Origin of the sequence: Streptomyces sp. S063 (assembly GCF_002832675.1) — a bacterium.
In the GTDB taxonomy this organism is placed as follows: domain Bacteria; phylum Actinomycetota; class Actinomycetes; order Streptomycetales; family Streptomycetaceae; genus Streptomyces; species Streptomyces sindenensis.
In genome coordinates this window covers 7,067,426-7,087,915 of the sequence record NZ_CP021707.1, presented here as the reverse complement: position 1 = coordinate 7,087,915, position 20,490 = coordinate 7,067,426, and the positions used below count along the sequence as shown (strand labels likewise).

Below are 20,490 nucleotides of genomic sequence, written 5' to 3'. Positions count from 1 at the left end.
ATTGCCGATGACCACGACGTATCAGATCATCACCGACTGCCTCATCCAGGACTTCGAAGTCCCGGCCGACCGCGTCACCCCCGGTGCCACCCTGGACCAGCTCGATCTCGACAGCCTCGCCCTCGTGGAACTCTCCCTCATCGTCGAGGAGCGACTCGGCCTGGCCTCCACCGACATCCGCCAGGACATCAGCCTCGCCGAACTCGCCACCCTCGCCGAATCGGCCGCTCCCGGTGGGGCCGGCACACAGCCCGCTGCCGCCCCCGGCGGGCAGCTGTGAGCAGCCAACCGATCGCCGTCACCGGCCTGGGTATGGTGACGCCCGCCGGAATGGGCACGGCCGCCACCTGGGAGCACATGTGCACCGGCGTCCCGACCGCCATGAGCGATCCCGAACTCACCGGCCTCTCCGTGGACTTCTCCTGTCGGGTGCGCGACCTCGATGGCCGCCGGCGCCTGGGCGGCCGCATGTGCATGCGCCTGGACCGTTTCGGTCAGATGGCCGTCATTGCCGCACGCGAGGCCGTCACCCACGCGTGCTTGGACTCCAAGGACTGGGACGCCCCTCGGGTCGGCGTCGTCCTGGGCGTGGGAGCGAACAGCCTGAGTACCTATCCGGTGGAATTCGGACGCCTCCGGGACGGCCACACCGACAAGGTCTCCCCCTTCGCCCTGCCCCGCAGCGTGCCGAACATGGTGGCCGGCGCGGTCAGCCTGGACCTGGGGGCCAAGGGCCCCAGCTTTACCACCAGCAGCGCCTGCGCCTCCGGCACCACCGCCCTGGCCGTCGCCTGCGACCTGCTGCGCAGCGGTGCCTGCGACATCGTGATCAGCGGAGGCAGCGAGAGCGCAAATTCAGTCATGTGCTCGGCGACATTCGGGCAGATGCAGGCCCTGTCGAAGCGCTGCCACGACCCGGCCGGCGCGTCACGCCCCTTCGACGCAGACCGCGACGGCTTCGTCCTGGGCGAAGGTGCAGGCATCCTCGTCCTGGAGCGCACCAGCCACGCCCGAGCCCGCGGTGCCCGCACTCTCGCCTACCTGGCGGGCCACGCATCCTCCTGCGACGCCTATCACTACACCTCCCCCGACCCCGAGGGCAACGGGCTTGCCCAGGCGGCCCGTTCGGCGCTGGCAGACGCAGACCTGGCTCCCCGTGACATCGGTCATGTCAACGCCCACGGCACCTCCACCGAGCTCAACGACAAGACCGAAGCCCGGGCGCTGCACCAGGTCTTCCGCCCCCCGCCGCCGGTCACCGCCAACAAGAGCGTCATCGGACACTCCATGGGTGCGGCCGGTGCCATCGAAGCCGCCCTGACCGTCCTCACCCTCCAGCATCAGCTGATCCCACCCACTGCCAACCTCGACCGAATGGACCCCGCCATCGACCTCGACGTCGTCACCAAACTCCCGCGCCCCGCACGGATCGACGCCGTCCTCACCGTCTCCAGTGGCTTCGGCGGGCAGAACGCGGCCCTCGTCCTCACCCGAGCCTGAACCACCGGCGTGCCGCTCCGGCCTCATGGTCTCGAACCCGCACCGCGAGCCCCGTCCGCAGCGCGCACTGCTCCTCGACGAGCGAGGCGGCGCCCGCACCACCGCCTGCTCCGGCTCCGCCGACACTCTGAGAAGGGTTCTCCCGTGCCGAAGCACTCCACAGACTGGTTCACCGAAGTGGAACCAGTGGTGGCAAAGCTGCTCGACCGCCATCTGTCGATGGCCCAGGAGTGGTTTCCCCACCAGTACGTTCCCTGGAGCCGCGGCCAGGACTTCGAAGGTCCGCTCGAAGGCGTGTCCTGGCAGGACGCGCAGTCGACGCTCAGCCCCGTAGCGAAGTCAGCGCTCGTCCTGAGCGTCCTGACCGAGGAGAACCTCCCCGTCTACCACCACAGGCTCGCGGCCAACGCCCCGCGGGACAACGCCTGGGAGGAATGGCTTCACCGCTGGACCGCCGAGGAGGACCGGCACAGCACGGTGATGCTCTCCTACATCCACACCACGCGCGCGGTGGACCCCATCGCCCTGGAACGCGCCCGCATGCGGTACATGTCCGCACCGCCCCGACCCGACGACCTTCCCTCCGACCCGTTGCACGGTCTCGCCTACGTGATGATCCAGGAGCTGGCCACCCGAGTCGCGCACCGTAACACCGGCCTGCACTGCGGGGAGAGCGTATGCGCTCGGCTCTTCGCCCGCGTGGCGCAGGACGAGAACCTCCACATGGTCTTCTACCGCGATCTCTACGCCGCCCTCCTCGACCTCGTTCCCGACCAGGCCATGGCCAGTCTGTTGCGAGCCGTGAAGGAGTTCCGCATGCCCGGCCAGACGATTCCGGGATTCGCCGAGATGAACGCCCGCATCGCCGTGGCCGGATGGTACGACCTGGAGATCTTCCACAACGACGTTCTCACACCCCTCATCAAGGCCCTGCGCATCCGCGAGCGCACCGGCCTCGGCGCTCGAGGAGAACAGGACCGCGCCGAACTCCTCACCCACACCGAACGCCTCCACCGGACGTCCATCCGCTTCCGGGAACGGCGCTCTGCCCCCCTGGCACGGAGATACTGATGCGCCGCCCCCGAAAACTCCGTCGACTGACCGGCGCCACGCGACGGATCGCCGCGGACCTCATCGCCCGCGCACTCGTGAGCAACGGATTCCGCCCCCACCACCACACGACGTTCCCCATCGCTGACGGCACCTACGGAAGCCATGAGAGCCCAGGGCTCTCCCTGCTCGTCCTGGGCGACTCCATCGCGGCTTCCCTCGGCACCTCCACGGTCGACGAGACTCTTGGCGCCCAGTGCGCCGCCGCCCTCAGCCGGGCCACCGGCCGTCCCGTCCGCCTGCGGGTTCTGGCACGGCCCGGCGCCACCACGGGGATTATGAAGTACCAGGTCCGCAAGGCACTCCGTCACCCTCACCCTCCGGGGATCGCCTTGATCATCGTCGGCAGCAACGACATCGTCGCCGGCACCCCCCTCCGGCTCGCTGCGAGGACCCTCGCCCACCACGTCACGCGACTCCGCCAGGCAGGCTGGCATGTCCTGGTCGGAACCTGCTGGGACGTAGGCCACGTACCAGCCGTCCGTCACTGGCTACGCACCCCCCTGTCCCGCCGCAGTCGACGCCTCGAGCACCTCCAGACCACAGCAGCCCAGCAGGCCGGAGCCGTCGCCATCCCTCTCCGGGACCCCCGGCACCGCACACACCCGGAACTCTTCGCGGTCGACCGCATCCACCCCTCCGCACACGGCCACGCCCTCCACCTCCAAGCCCTCACGGGTGCCCTCGCCCGCACAACGGTGATACTGAGCGACCGACCATGACCATGCTGGAACATGCGAAGGACTCCGGGTCCCACAGCGCACCGAGGCCGCTCCCGCTGTATGTACCCAACGGCGGTTCCTACCCTCTGAATGTCTCCAGCAGCCGCAGCCACACCTCGCTGATGGTCGGGTAGGCCGGAACCGCGTGCCACAGGCGGGCGATGGGGACCTGCCCCGCGACCGCGACCGTCGCCGAGTGCAGGAGTTCACCGATGCCCGGGCCGACGAAGGTGACGCCGAGCAGGACCTCGCGGTCCAGGTCCACGATCATCCGCGCGCGCCCCCGGTAGCCGTCGGCGTAGAGGCCCGATCCGGCGACCGAGGCGAGGTCGTAGTCGACGGCGCGGACCCGGTGGCCGGCGCGTTCGGCCTCGGCCAGGGTCAGGCCGACGGACGCGGCCTCGGGATCGGTGAAGACGACCTGAGGCACGGCGGCGTGGTCGGCGGTGGCCGCGTGGGCGCCCCAGGGGGCGGTGTCGACCGGGGCGTTCGCCGCGCGGGCGGCGATCGCCGCTCCCGCGATCCGGGCCTGATACTTGCCCTGGTGGGTCAGCAGGGCGCGGTGGTTGACGTCCCCGACCGCGTACAGCCAGTCCGTGCCCTCGACGAGACAGCTGTCGTCCACGGGGAGCCAGGAGCCGGGCTCCCGTCCGATCGTCTCCAGGCCCAGTTCGTCGGTGCGCGGGGCCCGGCCGGTGGCGAAGAGGATCTCGTCGGCCTCGACGCGGTCGCCGTCGTCCACCTCGACGGTGACCGGACCGTCGGGTGCGGGGCGGTGGAGGGCGGTGACGGAGACACCCCTACGGATCGTGACGCCGGCCTCCGCGAGCGCGTCGGCGACCAGCTCGCCCGCGAAGGGCTCCATCTTCGGGAGCAGGCCCTCGCCCCGGATCAGCAGCGTCACCTGGGATCCCAGCGCCTGCCAGGCGGTGGCCATCTCCACACCCACGACTCCCCCGCCGACGATCACGAGCCGGCCGGGAGCCTCCTTGGCGCTGGTGGCCTCGCGGCTGGTCCAGGGGCGGGCCTCCTCGATGCCGGGGAGGGCGGGGACGACGGCGCGGGTGCCGGTGCAGACGGCTACGGCGTGCCGGGCGGTGAGGCGGTGCTCCGTCCCGTCGGGGGCGGTGACGGTCACCTCCCGGGGGCCGGTGAGCCGGCCCGTACCGCGGTGGACGTCGGCTCCGACGCTCTCCAGCCAGGCGACCTGGCCGTCGTCCTTCCAGTGGCTCGTCTCCTCGTCCCGTTTGGCGAGAACGGCTCCCACGTCCAGGGGGCCCCGCACGGCGGCGCTCAGTCCCGGCACCCGGCGGGCGTCGGCGCGGGCGACGACGGGGCGCAGGAGCGCCTTGCTCGGCATGCAGGCCCAATAGGAGCATTCGCCGCCGACCAGTTCGGATTCCACGACCGCCGTGGTGAGCCCGGCGGCGCGGGCCCGGTCCGCGACGTTCTCGCCCACGGGCCCCCCGCCGATGACGACCACGTCGTAGGGCGAGCCTTCCAAGATCTTGCCTGCGTCAGTCATGGAAACAGTCTCCTCGTGGGTGTGCGCACCGGCCACATGGGCAGGCGGAATAGCGCAAGTGCAGTCACCGTTGTGCCGGACAGGACCCGACAGGACCCCACGGGCACAGGAAGAGGTACCCCAGAATGAGCACCGTCGAGCTCACCAAAGAAAACTTCGATCAGGTCGTCAGCGACAACGCATTCGTCCTGATCGACTTCTGGGCTTCCTGGTGTGGCCCCTGCCGGCAGTTCGCGCCGGTCTACGACTCCGCCTCCGAGCGCCACCCGGACCTGGTCTTCGCCAAGGTCGACACCGAGGCACAGCAGGAACTCGCGGCGGCGTTCGACATCCGCTCCATCCCGACGCTGATGATCGTCCGGGACAACGTCGCGGTCTTCGCCCAGCCCGGCGCGCTGCCCGAGGCGGCTCTGGAGGACGTCATCGGACAGGCCCGAAAGCTGGACATGGACGAGGTCCGCAAATCCGTCGAGGAGCAGAAGCGGGCGGCCGAGGCGGGGCAGGATCAGCCCGAGGCCCCGTAGCCGCCCGGCCGGGCCGCTGCGCTAAGCGCCCGGCCCACGCTCGCCCTCGGCCCCGGCGACGCGGACCGACATGCCGTAGTCGAGTTCCTCGCCGTCGATGAGCACGGCCTCCACCGTACGGGTCTCCGGATCGACGTCCGCCTCCATGCCCTCGCCGGCGTACCGGGGGTAGCCGGAGGCCCCCGTCTCGCCGGTGGCGGCGACGACCGCGGACCGGATCGGCCGACCGGGGGCTCCGGACCGCGTCCTGCTGTGGTCGGGGATCAGGAGCAGCTCGTAACTCTGCGGATGACTCATGCCTCCGACGCTAGACATGCGCCGTGCGCCGCGCATGTCCGGCGTCGGAGGCCCTCAGCTGGATTCCCGGTGGACGGCGCTGGTGCGCAGCAGGTCGTGGTGGACCGGTGGCCCGCCCGGGTGCTGGACCATGCGATCGATCGTCTCCGCCAGCGGCTGCGGCATGGCCAGCTCCATCCGGACGGTGCTCAGCCGGGGGCGCAGCAGCCTGCCGATGAGGGAGTCGTCCGCGCCGATCACCGCTGTGTCGGCGGGCACGGCCACCCCGGCGTCCTGGAGGGCCCGCATCAGCAGCATGGCGTACTCGTCGTTGTACGCGAACACCGCGTCCAGCCCCAGTTCCCCCCAGCGGGCGGCCAGCCGCTGCGCGGACTCCTCCTCGTACCCCAACGGCAGCGGGCAGACGCGGGCCCCGGCGGATTCCGCGGCGCGCCGGGCGCCGGCGAGGCGGGTTTCGGAGAAGGACTCCCGGCACGGTTCCTGGGGCATGACCACACCGATGTGGCGGCGGCCGTGGGCCACCAGGTGTTCGACGGCGCTCTCGCCGACCCGACGCTGGTCCATCACCAGGCCGTGCGCCCCCTGCACCGGGTCGGGCCCCAGGGTGATGACCGCCTTGGCGCCGGAACGGGTCAGGATGCCCGTGCCGTGCGGGGTGAGGGTGATGCCCGGCGGAACGACGACGGCGACGGGCCGCAGTTCGGCCCAGGCCGTGGCGGCCTCGTCGGCGGTGAGGCCGACGCTTCCGTACTGGACGACGGTGTAGTCCAGCCGGCGCAGCCCCGACTGGAGTTCTTCGAAGAAGTACTGGTGCAGTGGTCCCCCGGGTATGTGCCCGGAGGGCAGCAGGACCATGCGGCTGTGTCCGGCGCGCAGGCTGCGGGCGGCCGCGTGCGGCACATAACCGAGTTGGAGGGCGGCCTCCCTGACCCGGCGTCGGGTGGGATCGCTGATCCGGACGGTGGCGTTGTTGTTCAGCACGTACGACACGGTGGCCCGGGACACTCCGGCGAGGCGGGCCACATCGGCGCTGGTCGGGACGGAGACTTCGGCGGGCTGCTTGGGTAACTGGCTCATGGCGTCGGGCAGTCTTCCAGACCCGTGGGAGCGGGTTTCGGCCCGGGGCCCGCAGGTCCGGTCACGCTGGCCGGAACACCGCCCCGCGGCCCCGCACCGACGCCCCCCTCCCGGGATCCGGGGGCAGGGGTTCTACGGTGTGGTGATGACGTTCCACGACAGCGCCTACCGTTCCGACAACCCCTTTGACGTGCCCGGCAGCAGCGGGCCGAGTGCGACGGCGCAGGCCGATCCCGCCGAGGTGGGATCCGTGCGCACCTCCTACGCCCCCGATCGCGACGGCGATCCCGACCCCGGCGAGATCGTCTGGACCTGGGTGCCCTTCGACGAGAACGACGGGCGTGGGAAGGACCGCCCGGTGCTCGTCGTGGCCCGAGAGGAGGCGGGCACGCTGCTGGCCGTCCAGCTCTCCAGCAAGCAGCACGACCGGGACCACGAGTGGGTGGCGCTGGGCGCGGGTCCCTGGGACAGCTCGGGGCGGCCGTCCTGGGCCGATCTGGACCGGGTTCTGCGGGTCCACGAGGAGGGGATGCGCCGGGAGGCTTGCGCGCTGGACCGGGAGCGTTTCGACCGGGTGGTCGAACGGCTGCGTGAGCGGTACGGCTGGAGCTGACCCGGGGGGGGCTCCGGGGGGTCAGGCGAAGGTCCGGGTGAAGGCGGCCCGGACAGCGGAGTCGGGGTCCCGGTCCAGGATCCCGAAGACGATCTGCTCGAAATGGCCGCCGAACCGGCCACCCTCGCCGATCAGCGCCCGGAACGCCTCCGCCACCTGCCCCGGCTTGTTCTGGAAGACTCCGCAGCCCCAGGCGCCCAGGACGAGCCTGCGATAGCCGCGTACGGCCGCGACCTCCAGCACGCGTTCGGCGCGGGAGGCGAGGGCGGCCGGGATCCGGTGGGCGTCCTCGGGGGTCTGCCGCCGGATCACTCCGGCGTTCGGCGCGGGCGAGGTGAGGAATCCCGCCATGTACGGGGCGTCCAGGAAGTGGCCGCGGTCGTCGCGGAAGACCGGCACGGCGGGCGAGTGGATCACCCGGTCGGTGTAGAAGGCGCTGCGTTCCGCACGGTGGTGCGCGTAGTACTCGGGGGCGCGCAGGAGGGTCGTGTGAAGGGCTGATCCACGGCACAGGGCCTCTTCCTGGGCCTGGGCGCCGTTGAGGTAGCCGCCGCCGGGGTTGCGGGCCGAGGCGTAGTTCAGGACGGCGACCCGGCCGGAAGCTTCGCCCGTCATCCGGCGAGCCGCGGCGAGACTGCTCTCGGCGGTGACCTCGATGTGCGGGGTGCGGTCGGTGTCCAGGGCGGCGACAGGCACCGGAGCCGGGCCGTAGAGCCGGGTGCCGGAGCGCGCGGCGGCCACCGCTCGTTCGATGGAAACGTCCTGACCTGCTGCGTTGCGGTACCACCCGGCCTCGACGACTGCTTCTGTCTGGCGCGCGATGCCGCGCAGCCGCGCGCTCACCGGCGCTCCCCCATGTGGTGCATACGGGGCATGCTGGCGGGGAACCCGGCCTGGGCGCAATCGGATTTCCCTGGCTCGAGGGCACCCTTGTGCGATCTCCGGGTACGGGTTTGGCTGGTAGGCAGGCAGCTGAGAAGGAGGCCCCCTCATGGCCTTGGACATTCCCGGCGCGACCGGCTCGCGCCCGGACACCACCCCGCTCGACGAGAGCGGGGCGGAGGATTCACTGCGCGGCATATGTTTCAAGACGGGTCCGCCCCGGACCGTGGGCGTGGAACTCGAATGGCTCATCCATGACCGGGAACATCCCCACGTCCCGGTCGGCCAGGAGCGGCTGGACAGCGCCGTCGAGGCGGTCCGGGCGCTGCCCCTGAGCGCCGCGCTGACGTTCGAGCCGGGTGGCCAGTTGGAGCTCAGTTCGCAGCCGGCCGGCTCGTTGATGGAGTGCGTCGCGGCGACCGCGGCCGATCTGACCGCGGTCCGTGCGTCGCTCGGCGCGGCGGGGCTCGCCCCGGTGGGGCTCGGCGTGGATCCGTGGCAGACCGCGCACCGCAGACTGCGGGAGCCGCGTTACGCGGCGATGGAGGCCGCGCTGGACCGGACGGGGCCGGCCGGGCGGGCGATGATGTGCACCTCCGCCTCGGTCCAGGTCTGTCTGGACGCGGGCGAGGAGGAGCCGGGGCCGCTCGGTCACGGGCGGCGCTGGCAGCTCGCGCACCTGCTGGGCGCGGTGCTGGTGGCGGCGTTCGCGAATTCGCCGTTCCAGCAGGGCCGCCGGACCGGCTGGTCCTCCACCCGGCAGGCGCTGTGGGCCGACCTCGATCCGGGGCGGACCCTCGCACCGGGCCCCGGGCACGCGCCTCGCGAGGCCTGGGCCGCTCATGTCCTGGACACGACCGTGCTGTGCATCCGGTGCGAGAGCGGCCCCTGGGACGTCCCCGAGAATCTGACCTTCCGCGAGTGGATCCGCACCGGTTCGCCCCGGCCGCCGGTGCAGGCCGACCTCGACTACCACCTCACCACGCTGTTCCCGCCGGTCCGGCCGCGCGGCCATCTCGAACTGCGCATGATCGACGCGCAGAGCGGGCCCGACGGGTGGCTGGTGCCGCTCGCCGTCGCCACGGCCCTGTTCGACGATCCGGAGGCCGCCGAGACCGTGTACCGGGCCGTGAAACCGCTGGCCGAGACGGCGGGCGCGTCGCCCGCCCCGCGCAATCCGCTCTGGACCGCCGCCGCGCGCGAGGGGCTCGCCGATCCGGAGTTGCGGGCCGCCGCGGTCACCTGCTTCGGCGCGGCGCTCCCGGCGCTGGAACGGATGGGCGCGAGCGACGCGGTGCGCGACACGGTGGCCGCCTTCACCGACCGCTACGTCGCCCGGGGCCGATGTCCGGCCGACGATCTGCCGGAGCCGGACGACCTCACCGATCTCAGCCTGCTGACCGAGCAGAAGGCGGCCTCCGCATGACCGAGCACCGTGGACACGAAGAACACCGCGAAGGCTCCGAGCCCCGTGAACTGTCCGACGCGTTCGATCCCGCCCAGGTCTCCGGCCCCGCCGCCGTCGGCTTCCCCTTCGCCGCCGGTGTCGATCCGGAGGCCCTGCGGCGGCGCGCCCTGGATGCGCTGCTGGCCGCGCGTGACCGCACCACGCTGCTCACCGACAGCGTGGACGACGGCGAACTGACCGCCCAGCACTCCCCGCTGATGTCGCCACTGGTCTGGGACCTGGCGCACATCGGCAACCAGGAGGAGCAGTGGCTGCTGCGCGCCGTCGGCGGCCGGGAGGCGCTGCGTCCGGAGATCGACGGGCTCTACAACGCCTTCGAGCACTCGCGCGCCTCCCGCCCATCGCTGCCGCTGCTGGCCCCCGCCGAGGCCCGGACGTACGCCTCCGATGTTCGGGGCCGGGCCCTGGAGCTGCTGGAGGGCACCCCTCTGCACGAGGGCGGAGGGCCGCTGGAACGGGCCGGGTTCGCGTTCGGGATGATCGCCCAGCACGAACAGCAGCACGACGAGACCATGTTGATCACCCATCAGCTCCGGGCGGGGCCCGCGGCCCTCACCGCGCCGCCGCCTCCCGCGCCCCCCGAGCCCGTCGGCGCCGAGGCCGTTCCGGCCGAAGTGTTCGTCCCCGGGGGCCCGTTCACGATGGGGACGTCCGCCGAGCCGTGGGCGCTGGACAACGAACGCCCCGCGCACCGGCGGGATGTGGCGGCTTTCCACCTGGACTCCTCGCCGGTCACCTGCGGCGCGTACCTCCGCTTCATCGAGGACGACGGGTACGGCGACGAGCGCTGGTGGGCACCCGAGGGCTGGGCGATGGTCCGTGAACACGGTCTCTCCGCACCGCTGTTCTGGCGTCGCGAGGCGGGACAGTGGCTGCGCCGCCGGTTCGGGGTGACCGAGCCGGTGCCGTACGACGAACCGGTCCTGCACGTCAGCTGGTACGAGGCGGACGCGTACGCCCGCTGGGCCGGGCGGCGGCTTCCCACCGAGGCCGAGTGGGAGAAGGCCGCCCGGCACGACCCCGTGTCCGGCAGGTCGCGGCGCTATCCGTGGGGTGACGAGGACCCGACGCCGGAGCGGGCCAATCTGGGGCAGCGCCATCTGCGTCCGGCGCGATCCGGAGCGTATCCGCTGGGCCGGTCGCCGGCCGGCGCGGGACAGTTGATCGGCGATGTGTGGGAGTGGACCGCCAGCGACTTCCAGCCGTACCCGGGGTTCGTGGCGTTTCCCTACCGCGAGTATTCGGAAGTGTTCTTCGGCCCGGGGCACAAGGTGCTGCGCGGCGGGTCGTTCGCCGTGGACCAGGTCGCCTGCCGGGGCACCTTCCGCAACTGGGACCTCCCGGTGCGGCGGCAGATCTTCGCCGGTTTCCGTACGGCGAGGGATGCCTGATGTGCCGTCATATCGCCTATGTGGGCGAGCCGGTGGCGCTGGGCGAGGTCCTCGTGCGGCCTCCGCACTCCTTGGTGCGGCAGTCCTGGGAGCCGCGCCGCCAGCGCTACGGCACGGTCAACGCGGACGGTTTCGGCGTCGGTTGGTACGCCGACGGGGACCCGGCACCCGGACGCTACCGCCGCCAGGGCCCCATATGGGGCGACGAGACCTTCACCGATCTGGCCCGGGTGGTCCGCAGCACCGCTCTGCTCGCCGCCGTACGGGACGCCACCGAGGCGGGTGCGGACGGGGAGGCCGCAGCCGCGCCGTACGCCGCCGGACGGCTGCTGTTCAGCCACAACGGTGCGGTGAGGGGCTGGCCCGCGTCGCTCGCCGGCCCGGCCGCCGCCCTGCCCGCCGAGAGGCTCCTGTCGCTGGCCGCCCGGAACGACTCGGCGCTGGTCTGGGCGCTGATCCGGCACCGGACCGACGCCGGGGACGATGTGCCGCGCGCCGTCGCGGAGACGGTCCGCGAGGTCGCGTCCGCCGCCCCCGGCTCCCGGCTGAATCTGCTGCTCACCGACGGCGCCACCATCACGGCGACCGCCTGGGGCGACACCCTCTGGTACCGCACGGAACCGGGCCGCCGCACCGCGGTCGCCTCGGAGCCGTACGACGACGACCCCCTCTGGCGCGAGGTCCCCGACCGCACCCTGCTGGTCGCGACCGCCTCGGACGTCCTGCTCACCCCGCTCAAGGAGCCCCCCGCGTGAGTCCCTATTCCCTGACCCGCACCCTGCCCGTGGACGCGACGGACGCGGCGCTGCGCGCCGATGTCCTCAGCGGTCTGACCCGGCATCCCAAGACACTGCCGCCGAAGTGGTTCTACGATGCCCGCGGCAGCGAGCTGTTCGAGGAGATCACCCGGCTGCCGGAGTACTATCCCACCCGCGCGGAGCGGGAGATCCTGCAGACCCGGGCCGAGGAGATCGCCGTCGCGTCGGGTGCCCGGACCGTGATCGAGCTGGGTTCGGGGTCGTCCGAGAAGACCCGCCATCTCCTTGATGTGCTGCCCGAGTTGCACTCCTACGTCCCGGTGGACGTGAGCGAGAGCGCACTGACGGGGGCGGCCGAATCGCTGCTCGCCGAACACCCCGGCCTCTCCGTCCACGCGCTGATCGCGGACTTCACCACCGGCCTGGTGCTGCCGGGGACGCCGGGCCCCCGGCTGGTGGTGTTCCTGGGGGGCACGATCGGCAATCTGCTGCCGGGGGAACGGGCGGCGTTCCTGCGGTCGGTGCGCTCGCTGCTCTCGCCCGGTGACGCGCTGCTGCTGGGCACGGACCTGGTGAAGGAGGAGGAGACTCTGGTGGCCGCGTACGACGACGCGGCCGGGGTGACGGCGGCCTTCAACAAGAACGTCCTCAACGTCGTCAACCGCGAGTTGGGGGCCGACTTCCCGCTCGACGGCTTCGACCACCGCGCGGTGTGGAATGCGGAGGAACGGTGGATCGAGATGCGGCTGCGGGCCCGGCGGGCGCTGAGCGTCAAGATCCGGGAGCTGAATCTCGTGGTGCCGTTCGAGGCCGGTGAGGAGCTGCGCACGGAGGTGTCGGCGAAGTTCCGGCAGGAGGACGTCCGCGAGGAGCTGGCCGGCGCCGGGATGCGGCTGGCTCAGTGGTGGACGGACTCGGCGGGCCGGTTCGCCCTGTCGCTGGCCACGGCGGTCTGACCGGACGGGCCGGACCCGCAGGGCTCTTCGGGGCCGAGGACGGCCGCTCGTGCCCTGCGGGCCAGGGCACGGCGGCCGTCCACGCCGTCTGCGGGGAGCGGCGCGAGCACGTCGATGCGGGCGGTGAGCCCGGCCGCCCGCACCACCCGCCACAGGGAGGCGGCGAGCGGGTCGGCCCCGACGAACGCGACTGCGCCGGCGGCCGGGCCTGAGCGGTGCGCCGCGGCACCGTGCGCCGCGGAGCGATAGGTGATGCGGACCGGCCGGACCGTCGCGCCGGAGTCGATCGCCGCCTGGAACACGGCGGGCCGGAACACGCCGCCGCCCCGCCCGCACCAGGTGCTGCCCTCGGGGAAGACCACGACCCGTGAACCGGAGCGCAGGGCCGTCGCGATGTCCCGTACGGCGGCGGGCAGGGCGCGCAGCCGGTCGCGGTCGATGAACAGGGTGCCGCCGAGCGCGGCGAGGGGCCCCAGAAGCGGCCAGCCCCGGATCTCGCGCTTGGCGACCGTCCGGCCGGGCAGCACGGACGCGACCAGCGGTATGTCGAGCCAGGAGATGTGGTTGGCGACGACCAGTTCGCCACCGCCCGGAGCGCCGTCCGGCAGGTGCGGCCGGACGGTGACGCGGACACCGAAGGCCCGCACAACGGCGCGGGCCCAGCGCCGGGTCAGCCGGCGTCGCGGGCCGGCCCCGAGCAGCCGGACCAGGGGGACGCAGGCCACCCCCAGCAGGACGAGGGCGCAGCCGCACAGCAGGAGGAGGGCGGCGGGCAGCGGAGCGCGTACGGCTCCGGTGTGCCGGGCGCAGCCGTCCGGGGTGCACGGGGCGACGGGCAGCCAGCCGGTCATCGCAGCGGGGCCAGGGACAGGAAGTGGCGCAGGTAGCGCGGGTCGGTCCGGCGCAGCGAGAGCAGGACGTACAGGTCGGCGACGTTGAAGTCGGGGTCGTACGCCGGGGCGCCGCAGATCTGGGCGCCGAGCCGGAGGTAGCCGCGCAGCAGCGGCGGGAGGTCCGCCCGGGAGCCGGTCTCCGGGCCGTGCGCGGAGGAGTCCCAGAGGCGGTGCGGGGTGACCCAGTACTCTTGGGGCGCGAGGTGTCCCGCGCGTACGGTGTTCCAGCTGCGGGCGGCCGAGGCGCCGCCGTCGGCCAGCGGCAGGGAGCAGCAGCCCGCTATCCACGTGTGGCCGGTGCGCTCCATGTAGCGGGCGAGTCCGGCCCAGACGAGGGCGATGACCGCGCCGTCGCGGTGGGCGGGGTGGACGCAGGAGCGGCCGACCTCGACGAGGTCGTCGCGGATCGGGTCGAGCCTGCTGAGGTCGAACTCGCTCTCCGCGTAGAGGCGTCCGGCGATCCGGGCCCGGTCCGGCGGCAGCAGCCGGTAGGTGGCGACGACGTCGCCGGTGGCGGTCTCCCGGACCAGCAGGTGGTCGCAGTACGCGTCGAAGGCGTCGCTGTCCAGGCCGGGTTCGGGTCCCTCCAGCCGGGCTCCCAGCTCCCCGGCGAACACCAGGTGGCGCAGCCGCTGCGCCGCGCGTACGTCCTCCTGGCAGCCGGCGAGGGAGACCCGGTAGGCCGGTTCGGGGGCGGTGGCGGGCTCGGGGGCGGGGCTCGGGTCGGAGGCGGGAGCGGCGTGGTGCGGGGCGACGGGCAGCACGGTCATGGCGGTCTCCGGGGACGGGAGCGGTCAGGGGCCGGTCCGTCGCGGGTGCGACGCACCGACCCCTTACTTCTTCCGTCACCGGCTGGATTCGACGTGACCGCCGTGGGGAGCGCGGATGTGCGACGGCTGAATCCCCAGGGGCGGAGCGTCCCGGGCCGCCGCCCGCCGTTCCCGGGCGGGATCAGCCGGTGCCGGTGAGCAGAGCGGTGATGCGCTCGGAGGCGGCCTTGGCCTCCCGTGCGGGATCGCCGCCCTGGAGCACGGCCGTCATGTAGGGCTTGATCGGGTTCTCCGCCTCGACCCTGGCCCACTGGGCCGAGTTGGGGGTGGCGCGACCGCGGGTGGCGCCTTCCGCCATCGCCGCGGTGCCCTCGTCGCCCTCGATGACATGGGCGAGGCTCGGCTTGTTGGGGACGTAACTCATGCCCCGGGCCAGCTCCGTCTGCCACTTCTCGCTCGCCAGCGCCTTCACGACGGCGATGCCCGCACTGCGCTCGTCGGCGTTCTTCGGGACGATGAGATCGGATCCGCCGGTGAATACCGAGCCGGGCTCCTTCGCGGTCTTGCCGGGAATGGGGAAGTAGCCCAGCTTTCCCTTGAGTTCGGGATTCTTCTGTTCGATGAGCGCGGCGCTGCCCGGCACCGAGATGATCTGCGCGACGTCCCCCTTGGCGAATACGTCGGTCTGCGGAGGCTTCTCCTCGTCAGCGTCCTTGGGGCCGTCGCCGAGCGCCTGGAGTTTCTGGTAGAACCTCATGCCCGCGAGGGCCTGAGGGGTGTCCAGGGCGCCCTGCCAGTCGCCGCCGTTCTCGTCGGCGAGCTCGCCACCCTCGTCCCAGATGAATCCGGCGAGTACGTACCAGTTCTGGCCGGCCAGGTAAATGCCTTGGTTCCCGCCGTTGTTGAGCTTCTCGGTGACGGCGATCCACTCGGCGCGGGTCTTCGGGACGGCGTCGACGCCCGCCTCCTGGAAGATGTCCTTGTTGTAGATCACCACCCGGTTGGCCGCGTACCACGGGATTCCGTACTGCACCCCGTTGATGCTGCCGGGCTGGGCCAGGCCGGGCAGCCAGTCCTCACTGCCCAGGTCACGCATGGATTCGAGGGTCAGATCCCGCAGGCCGCCGCTCTCCGCGTACTGCGCGACCTGGGTGTTTCCGACCTCGATCACGTCCGGGGCGTCGTCGCCCTCCAGCGCGGCGATGACCTTGGGACCGATGCCGCTCCACTCCTGGATCTGGAAGTCCAGCTCGATCGAGGGGTTCTCCTCCTCGTACGAGCGGGTGAACTTGTCCAGGAAGCCGGGCGAGACGCTGTCCTTCATCAGCCAGACCGTCACTGTCCGGTCACCGCCGCCCGCCCCGGATATCAAGCCGCATCCGCTGAGTGCGACGGTCGAGACAAGCGCGACGGCTCCGGTCAGGATGCGGTTCTTCACGTGGTCACCTTCTGCGAAACGGCACAACGAAATCGGGACCCGGTGTGGGGGGATTGCGGGCGGCGCTCGCACGGGTGGTTGGCTGAATTTTGGTATGGACCAATGGGTAGGTCAAGGCGGGCGCCCGTGCCGATCCACCCCACTCTCCCCCTCGCGGGACGCCCGGGATTGGGGCACCGTGGTCACAGGAGAGGAGACAAACAATGGCGAATCACACCTATCGGGTCACCGAGATCGTAGGAACCTCCGACGAGGGCGTCGACGCGGCGATCCGGAACGGCGTCGCAAGAGCCGCGGAAACGTTGCACAATCTCGATTGGTTCGAGATTAATCAAGTTCGCGGTCATATCGAAGATGGCCGAATCGCGCACTATCAGGTCGGCCTGAAGGTGGGCTTTCGGCTCGACGAAAACACCTGATCACGTACGCCCTTCGCGCTCCTGGGCATCCTTCAGGGCGGCCGAAGGATCGGCCCAGCGGGCCCGCACCACGGTAAATCCGGCCACCTCGGCCGCATCGCAGACCAGCTCGTCGTCGTCCACGAGCATGCGGACCTGCCCCGTCCGCCCCAACCGCCGGAGGATGTCCAGCTTCGTCCGGCGGGCGGGGCGCCGGTCGTCGTTGCGCCGCATGAACAGCGTGCCCTCGGGCAGCCCCTGGCGGCTCAGCCAGCGCACGGTGTCGCGGCGGCAGCGCTCGGGACGCCCGGTCAGATAGACGATGCGGCACTCCTCGGCGCTCGCGTGCACCATCCGTACGCCCTCGGGGAGCGGCGGGTCATCCACAGCCGCGGCGAAGAAGCCCGCCCAGTCGCGTTTGGCGCCCTCCAGGAAGTGCTGCCGGTGGGCGGTGCCCGCGAGCGTGTTGTCCAGGTCGAATACGGCCAGCGGCCGCGCGTCGTTCTCCACTCCCCCAGCTTAGGAAGCACCTCGGCCCGGGAAGCACCTCCACTCAGGGAGCACCTCGGGAATCCCTGCCGAGCGAGCGCGTTGAACAGATCGTGAGCTCTGTGATCGCGTCGACCCGCTTCTCCGTCCTGGACCGTTCCCGCACCCGTGAGGGGCGCGAGGCACACCGGGCGCTGCGCGACACCGTGGATCTGGCCCGCGAGGCGGAGGCGCTCGGCTTCCACCGCTTCTGGGTCTCCGAGCACCACGGCGTGCCGGGGGTCGCGGGGTCAGCGCCGACGGTGCTGGCCGCCGCCGTCGCCGCGGCGACCTCCACCATCCGGGTCGGCACCGGCGGAGTGATGCTGCCCAACCACCGGCCGCTGGTCGTCGCCGAGCAGTTCGGGGTGCTCGCCTCCCTCTTTCCCGGCCGGATCGACATGGGACTCGGCCGCTCCGTGGGCTTCACCGACGGCGTACGCCGGGCGCTGGGCCACGGCAAGGAGGACGCCGAGGACTTCCCCGGACGGCTGGCCGAACTGCTCGGCTGGATCGACGGCACCCAGCAGGCCCACCCCCGGGTGCACGCCCATCCGGCGGAGGGCCTGCTGATCCCCGCGTACGTCCTGGCGATCGGGGAGGGCGCGTCCGTCGCGGCCGCCGCCGGGCTCCCCCTCGTCATCGGCGACCTGCGCGGCCGGGAGAAGGTGCTGCGGGCCATCGAGGTGTACCGCCGCGATTTCCGCCCGTCCGCCCGCGCCGAGCGGCCCGAGGTGATCGTCGCGGGCACGGTGGCCGTCGCCGGCACCGAGGAGGCGGCCCGTCGGCTGCTCGTACCGGAGGCGTGGGCCATGGCGTACTCCCGTACGCACGGAGACTTCCCGCCGCTCGCCCCCGCCGAGGAGATCGAGCGCCGCACGATGACGGCGAAGGAGCGGGAGTTGTACGAGCGCGGGCTCGACGGTCATATCCACGGCACGGAGGAGCAGGTCACCGAGCAGCTGGAGCGGGCGATCAAGGAGACCGGGGCGGACGAGGTGCTCGTGACGACGAGTACGTACGACCGCGAGGCGCTGGTGGATTCGCTGCGACGGCTGGCGGGGATCGCCCGCACCCCGTGAGGCGGGCTGCCGGGTCCCGGGCGGCCGCCGGCGGCGCCGACGCCTAGAATCGAACTGTTTGTCCCCAGGCTGTCCGCCGGACGCCGGCACCCCACCCGTTCGGAGCCGAGCCCCATGCACTCCCCCACGATCCGTACGTCCGGGTGCGCGGTGCCCGCGAGCACAATCTCCAGGACGTGAACGTCGACATCCCGCGCGACACCCTGACGGTCTTCACCGGGGTGTCCGGGTCCGGTAAATCGTCGCTCGCGTTCGGCACGATCTACGCCGAGGCCCAGCGCCGCTACTTCGAGTCCGTCGCTCCCTACGCCCGGCGGCTGATCCATCAGGTGGGCGCACCCGCGGTCGGGGAGATCACCGGGTTGCCGCCCGCCGTCTCGCTGGAGCAGCGGCGCTCCGCCCCCGGGGCCCGGTCGTCCGTGGGGACGGTGACCACGCTCTCCAACTCGCTGCGGATGCTGTTCTCCCGCGCGGGCGACTACCCGCCGGGGGCCGAGCGGCTGGATTCCGACTCCTTCTCCCCCAACACGGCCGTCGGGGCGTGTCCGCAGTGCCACGGCCTGGGGCGGATGCACCGGACGGACGAGGAGCTGCTCGTCCCGGACCGCTCGCTGTCGATCCGGGAAGGGGCGATCGCCGCCTGGCCGGGGGCGTGGCAGGGGAAGAATCTGCGGGATGTGCTGGACGCGCTGGGCTACGACGTCGACCGGCCCTGGCGGGAGCTGGATCCCAAGGACCGTGAGTGGATCCTGTTCACCGACGAGCAGCCGGTGGTGACAGTGCACCCGGTGCGGGACGCGGGCCGGATCCAACGCCCCTACCAGGGCACGTACATGAGCGCGCGGCGCTATGTGCTGCACACCTTCGCCGACACCAAGAGCCGGTCGCTGCGGGCGAAGGCCGAGCGCTTCCTGACCAGCGCCCCGTGTCCGGCGTGCGGCGGGAGCCGACTGCGGCCCGAGGCGATGGCGGTGACCTTCGCCGGGCGGACCATCGCGGAGCTGGCCGGGCTGCCGCTGTCCGATCTGGCCGCGGTGCTGTCGGGTGCCACGGCCGACGGTGCGGGCGCGGGCGGCGAGGAGACGGCCCGGGTGCTGACGGCCGATCTGCTGGCGCGGATCGGGACGGTGACGGAGCTGGGCCTCGGCTATCTGAGCCTGGACCGCACGGCCCCGACCCTGTCCTCGGGCGAGCTGCAGCGGCTGCGGCTGGCCACGCAGTTGCGGTCAGGGCTCTTCGGCGTCGTGTACGTCCTGGACGAGCCGTCGGCCGGGCTTCATCCGGCGGACACCGAGGCGCTGCTCGGGGTGCTGGGCCGGCTGCAGGAGGCCGGGAACTCGGTCTTCGTGGTGGAGCACCAGATGGACGTGGTGCGGCGGGCGGACTGGCTGGTGGACGTGGGCCCGCTGGCCGGGGAGCACGGCGGGCGGGTGCTGCACAGCGGGCCGCCGGAAGCGCTGGCCCGGGTCCCGGAGTCGGCGACGCGCCGCTTCCTGTTCCCCGAGGACGGCGGGGACACCTCGCCGGTGCGTGAGCCGCGCACCCCGTCCGGCTGGATCCGGCTCAGCGGCGTGGAGCGGCACAATGTGCGGAGTGTCGACGCGGCGTTCCCGCTCGGGGTGTTCACGGCGGTGACCGGAGTGTCCGGCTCGGGCAAGTCGACCCTGGTCGGCCAGGTGCTCGCGGGGGTTCTCGCGGACCAGGCGGGCGAGGGGGCGGGCGGCGAGCAGTTCTGCGCCTCCGTCACCGGTCTTGAGGCCGTGGACCGGCTCGTCCAGGTCGACCAGAAGCCCATCGGGCGTACGCCCCGGTCCAATCTGGCCACGTACACCGGCCTGTTCGACGCCGTACGGAAGCTGTTCGCGCGGACGGAGAAGGCCCGGGAGCGCGGCTACGGCGCGGGACGGTTCTCGTTCAACGTGAGCGGCGGGCGGTGCGAGACCTGCCAGGGCGAGGGCTTCGTCTCGGTGGAGCTGCTGTTCCTGCCCAGCACCTACGCGCCCTGCCCGGACTGTCATGGTGCGCGCTACAACCCGGAGACCCTGGACGTCACGCTGAACGGCCTGACGATCGCTCAGGTCCTGGATCTGACCGTGGAGTCGGCGGCGTCGTTCTTCGCCGGGACGCCCGCCGCCGAGCGCGCGCTGAGGACCCTGCTGGACGTGGGGCTCGGCTATCTGCGGCTCGGGCAGCCCGCCACGGAGCTGTCCGGCGGTGAGGCGCAGCGCATCAAGCTGGCGTCGGAGCTCCAGCGCACCCGGCGCGGGCACACGCTGTATCTGCTGGACGAACCGACGACGGGACTGCATCCGGCCGATGTGGAGGTGCTGATGCGGCAGTTGCACGCGCTCGTCGACGGCGGGAGCACGGTGGTGGTCGTGGAGCACGACATGGCCGTGGTGGCGGGTGCGGACCATGTCATCGACCTGGGCCCCGAGGGCGGGGACCGAGGCGGCCGGATCGTCGCGGCCGGCACCCCGGCCGAGGTGGCGCGTACCGCCGGGAGCCGTACGGCGCCGTATCTGGCGAAGGCGCTGCGGCACTGAGCACACGCGGCT

21 protein-coding genes are annotated in these 20,490 nt (G+C 72.2%); 13 read left to right on the top strand and 8 right to left on the bottom strand.

Annotated elements, in window-relative coordinates:
- Window positions 1-7: 7 nt before the first annotated feature.
- From CCZ36_RS32195 to CCZ36_RS32180, 4 genes are all read left to right on the top strand, one after another.
- Window positions 8-280: an acyl carrier protein gene (locus tag CCZ36_RS32195; RefSeq protein ID WP_069736354.1), complete on the top strand. Its 273-nt coding sequence runs from the start codon at window positions 8-10 to the stop codon at window positions 278-280.
- A complete protein-coding gene (locus CCZ36_RS32190; protein WP_128819155.1) occupies window positions 277-1,500 on the top strand; it encodes a beta-ketoacyl-[acyl-carrier-protein] synthase family protein in 1,224 nt (407 codons plus the stop codon). Before CCZ36_RS32195 ends, CCZ36_RS32190 begins: the two co-directional genes overlap by 4 nt.
- A gap of 144 nt (window positions 1,501-1,644) precedes the next feature.
- A complete protein-coding gene (locus tag CCZ36_RS32185) occupies window positions 1,645-2,571 on the top strand; it encodes an acyl-ACP desaturase (protein ID WP_128819154.1) in 927 nt (308 codons plus the stop codon).
- Window positions 2,571-3,332 (top strand): SGNH/GDSL hydrolase family protein, encoded by a 762-nt coding sequence (locus CCZ36_RS32180; protein ID WP_069736352.1) that lies wholly within the window; start codon window positions 2,571-2,573, stop codon window positions 3,330-3,332. The genes CCZ36_RS32185 and CCZ36_RS32180 overlap by 1 nt, the downstream gene beginning before the upstream one ends.
- Window positions 3,333-3,411: 79 nt before the next feature.
- Here the strand turns inward: CCZ36_RS32180 and CCZ36_RS32175 are convergent, their stop codons facing one another.
- Window positions 3,412-4,857, bottom strand: coding sequence for a dihydrolipoyl dehydrogenase family protein (locus CCZ36_RS32175; RefSeq protein ID WP_128819153.1), 1,446 nt, complete (start codon window positions 4,855-4,857; stop codon window positions 3,412-3,414).
- Between the two features lie 125 nt (window positions 4,858-4,982).
- Here CCZ36_RS32175 and trxA point away from each other — a divergent pair, with 125 nt between their 5' ends.
- Complete coding sequence (trxA, locus tag CCZ36_RS32170; RefSeq protein WP_069736350.1) at window positions 4,983-5,381, top strand: thioredoxin; 399 nt, start codon at window positions 4,983-4,985, stop codon at window positions 5,379-5,381.
- Between the two features lie 21 nt (window positions 5,382-5,402).
- Here trxA and CCZ36_RS32165 read toward each other — a convergent pair whose 3' ends face one another.
- Together CCZ36_RS32165 and CCZ36_RS32160 are read right to left on the bottom strand one after the other, a co-directional pair.
- Window positions 5,403-5,678 (bottom strand): hypothetical protein, encoded by a 276-nt coding sequence (locus CCZ36_RS32165; RefSeq protein WP_069736349.1) that lies wholly within the window; start codon window positions 5,676-5,678, stop codon window positions 5,403-5,405.
- 54 nt (window positions 5,679-5,732) lie between these two features.
- Window positions 5,733-6,755 (bottom strand): LacI family DNA-binding transcriptional regulator, encoded by a 1,023-nt coding sequence (locus tag CCZ36_RS32160; protein ID WP_128819152.1) that lies wholly within the window; start codon window positions 6,753-6,755, stop codon window positions 5,733-5,735.
- A 145-nt stretch (window positions 6,756-6,900) separates the two neighbouring features.
- Between CCZ36_RS32160 and CCZ36_RS32155 the strand changes: the two genes are divergently transcribed.
- Window positions 6,901-7,368, top strand: coding sequence for a type II toxin-antitoxin system PemK/MazF family toxin (locus CCZ36_RS32155; protein WP_069736347.1), 468 nt, complete (start codon window positions 6,901-6,903; stop codon window positions 7,366-7,368).
- A gap of 21 nt (window positions 7,369-7,389) precedes the next feature.
- Here CCZ36_RS32155 and CCZ36_RS32150 read toward each other — a convergent pair whose 3' ends face one another.
- Window positions 7,390-8,211, bottom strand: a complete 822-nt coding sequence (locus tag CCZ36_RS32150; protein WP_128819151.1) for a TIGR02452 family protein — start codon at window positions 8,209-8,211, stop codon at window positions 7,390-7,392.
- Window positions 8,212-8,359: 148 nt separating this feature from the next.
- Here CCZ36_RS32150 and egtA point away from each other — a divergent pair, with 148 nt between their 5' ends.
- Genes egtA through egtD form a run of 4 tightly spaced genes read left to right on the top strand, consistent with a single transcriptional unit; the run spans window position 8,360 to window position 12,823 of the window.
- Window positions 8,360-9,676: an ergothioneine biosynthesis glutamate--cysteine ligase EgtA gene (gene egtA / locus CCZ36_RS32145; protein ID WP_069736345.1), complete on the top strand. Its 1,317-nt coding sequence runs from the start codon at window positions 8,360-8,362 to the stop codon at window positions 9,674-9,676.
- Window positions 9,673-11,109 (top strand): ergothioneine biosynthesis protein EgtB, encoded by a 1,437-nt coding sequence (egtB, locus tag CCZ36_RS32140; protein ID WP_176735207.1) that lies wholly within the window; start codon window positions 9,673-9,675, stop codon window positions 11,107-11,109. The genes egtA and egtB overlap by 4 nt, the downstream gene beginning before the upstream one ends.
- Window positions 11,109-11,864, top strand: coding sequence for an ergothioneine biosynthesis protein EgtC (gene egtC / locus CCZ36_RS32135; RefSeq protein ID WP_128819150.1), 756 nt, complete (start codon window positions 11,109-11,111; stop codon window positions 11,862-11,864). The genes egtB and egtC overlap by 1 nt, the downstream gene beginning before the upstream one ends.
- Window positions 11,861-12,823 (top strand): L-histidine N(alpha)-methyltransferase, encoded by a 963-nt coding sequence (egtD, locus tag CCZ36_RS32130; protein ID WP_069736343.1) that lies wholly within the window; start codon window positions 11,861-11,863, stop codon window positions 12,821-12,823. The genes egtC and egtD overlap by 4 nt, the downstream gene beginning before the upstream one ends.
- Here the strand turns inward: egtD and CCZ36_RS32125 are convergent.
- The 3 genes from CCZ36_RS32125 to CCZ36_RS32115 form a co-directional block, all read right to left on the bottom strand.
- On the bottom strand, window positions 12,766-13,674 hold the full coding sequence (locus tag CCZ36_RS32125) for a lysophospholipid acyltransferase family protein (protein WP_069736342.1): 909 nt from the start codon (window positions 13,672-13,674) through the stop codon (window positions 12,766-12,768). The genes egtD and CCZ36_RS32125 overlap by 58 nt on opposite strands.
- Window positions 13,671-14,486, bottom strand: coding sequence for a GNAT family N-acetyltransferase (locus CCZ36_RS32120; RefSeq protein WP_069741077.1), 816 nt, complete (start codon window positions 14,484-14,486; stop codon window positions 13,671-13,673). Before CCZ36_RS32120 ends, CCZ36_RS32125 begins: the two co-directional genes overlap by 4 nt.
- Window positions 14,487-14,667: 181 nt before the next feature.
- The gene (locus CCZ36_RS32115) at window positions 14,668-15,924 is read right to left on the bottom strand and encodes an extracellular solute-binding protein (protein WP_128819149.1); all 1,257 of its coding nucleotides are present in this window, start codon (window positions 15,922-15,924) and stop codon (window positions 14,668-14,670) included.
- 203 nt (window positions 15,925-16,127) lie between these two features.
- On the opposite strand from CCZ36_RS32115, the gene CCZ36_RS32110 reads away from it, so the two are divergent.
- Window positions 16,128-16,343: a dodecin gene (locus CCZ36_RS32110; RefSeq protein ID WP_006129191.1), complete on the top strand. Its 216-nt coding sequence runs from the start codon at window positions 16,128-16,130 to the stop codon at window positions 16,341-16,343.
- Here the strand turns inward: CCZ36_RS32110 and CCZ36_RS32105 are convergent, their stop codons facing one another.
- A complete protein-coding gene (locus tag CCZ36_RS32105) occupies window positions 16,344-16,832 on the bottom strand; it encodes a phosphatase domain-containing protein (RefSeq protein ID WP_069736339.1) in 489 nt (162 codons plus the stop codon).
- A gap of 101 nt (window positions 16,833-16,933) precedes the next feature.
- Here CCZ36_RS32105 and CCZ36_RS32100 point away from each other — a divergent pair, with 101 nt between their 5' ends.
- Window positions 16,934-17,932: an MsnO8 family LLM class oxidoreductase gene (locus CCZ36_RS32100; protein WP_128819834.1), complete on the top strand. Its 999-nt coding sequence runs from the start codon at window positions 16,934-16,936 to the stop codon at window positions 17,930-17,932.
- 143 nt (window positions 17,933-18,075) lie between these two features.
- Entirely contained in the window at window positions 18,076-20,478 is a 2,403-nt protein-coding gene (uvrA, locus tag CCZ36_RS32095; RefSeq protein ID WP_128819148.1) for an excinuclease ABC subunit UvrA, read from the top strand.
- Window positions 20,479-20,490 lie beyond the last annotated feature (12 nt).

Excerpts from the sequence above, each read along its gene's own strand:
- CCZ36_RS32125 (WP_069736342.1), bottom strand. The coding sequence starts at position 13,674 with ATGACCGGCTGGCTGCCCGTCGCCCCGTGCACCCCGGACGGCTGCGCC.
- CCZ36_RS32175 (WP_128819153.1), bottom strand. The coding sequence starts at position 4,857 with ATGACTGACGCAGGCAAGATCTTGGAAGGCTCGCCCTACGACGTGGTC.
- CCZ36_RS32120 (WP_069741077.1), bottom strand. The coding sequence starts at position 14,486 with ATGACCGTGCTGCCCGTCGCCCCGCACCACGCCGCTCCCGCCTCCGAC.
- egtB (WP_176735207.1), top strand. The coding sequence starts at position 9,673 with ATGACCGAGCACCGTGGACACGAAGAACACCGCGAAGGCTCCGAGCCC.
- CCZ36_RS32160 (WP_128819152.1), bottom strand. The coding sequence starts at position 6,755 with ATGAGCCAGTTACCCAAGCAGCCCGCCGAAGTCTCCGTCCCGACCAGC.
- CCZ36_RS32165 (WP_069736349.1), bottom strand. The coding sequence starts at position 5,678 with ATGAGTCATCCGCAGAGTTACGAGCTGCTCCTGATCCCCGACCACAGC.
- CCZ36_RS32155 (WP_069736347.1), top strand. The coding sequence starts at position 6,901 with ATGACGTTCCACGACAGCGCCTACCGTTCCGACAACCCCTTTGACGTG.
- egtA (WP_069736345.1), top strand. The coding sequence starts at position 8,360 with ATGGCCTTGGACATTCCCGGCGCGACCGGCTCGCGCCCGGACACCACC.
- CCZ36_RS32110 (WP_006129191.1), top strand. The coding sequence starts at position 16,128 with ATGGCGAATCACACCTATCGGGTCACCGAGATCGTAGGAACCTCCGAC.
- egtC (WP_128819150.1), top strand. The coding sequence starts at position 11,109 with ATGTGCCGTCATATCGCCTATGTGGGCGAGCCGGTGGCGCTGGGCGAG.
- trxA (WP_069736350.1), top strand. The coding sequence starts at position 4,983 with ATGAGCACCGTCGAGCTCACCAAAGAAAACTTCGATCAGGTCGTCAGC.
- CCZ36_RS32195 (WP_069736354.1), top strand. The coding sequence starts at position 8 with ATGACCACGACGTATCAGATCATCACCGACTGCCTCATCCAGGACTTC.
- CCZ36_RS32180 (WP_069736352.1), top strand. The coding sequence starts at position 2,571 with ATGCGCCGCCCCCGAAAACTCCGTCGACTGACCGGCGCCACGCGACGG.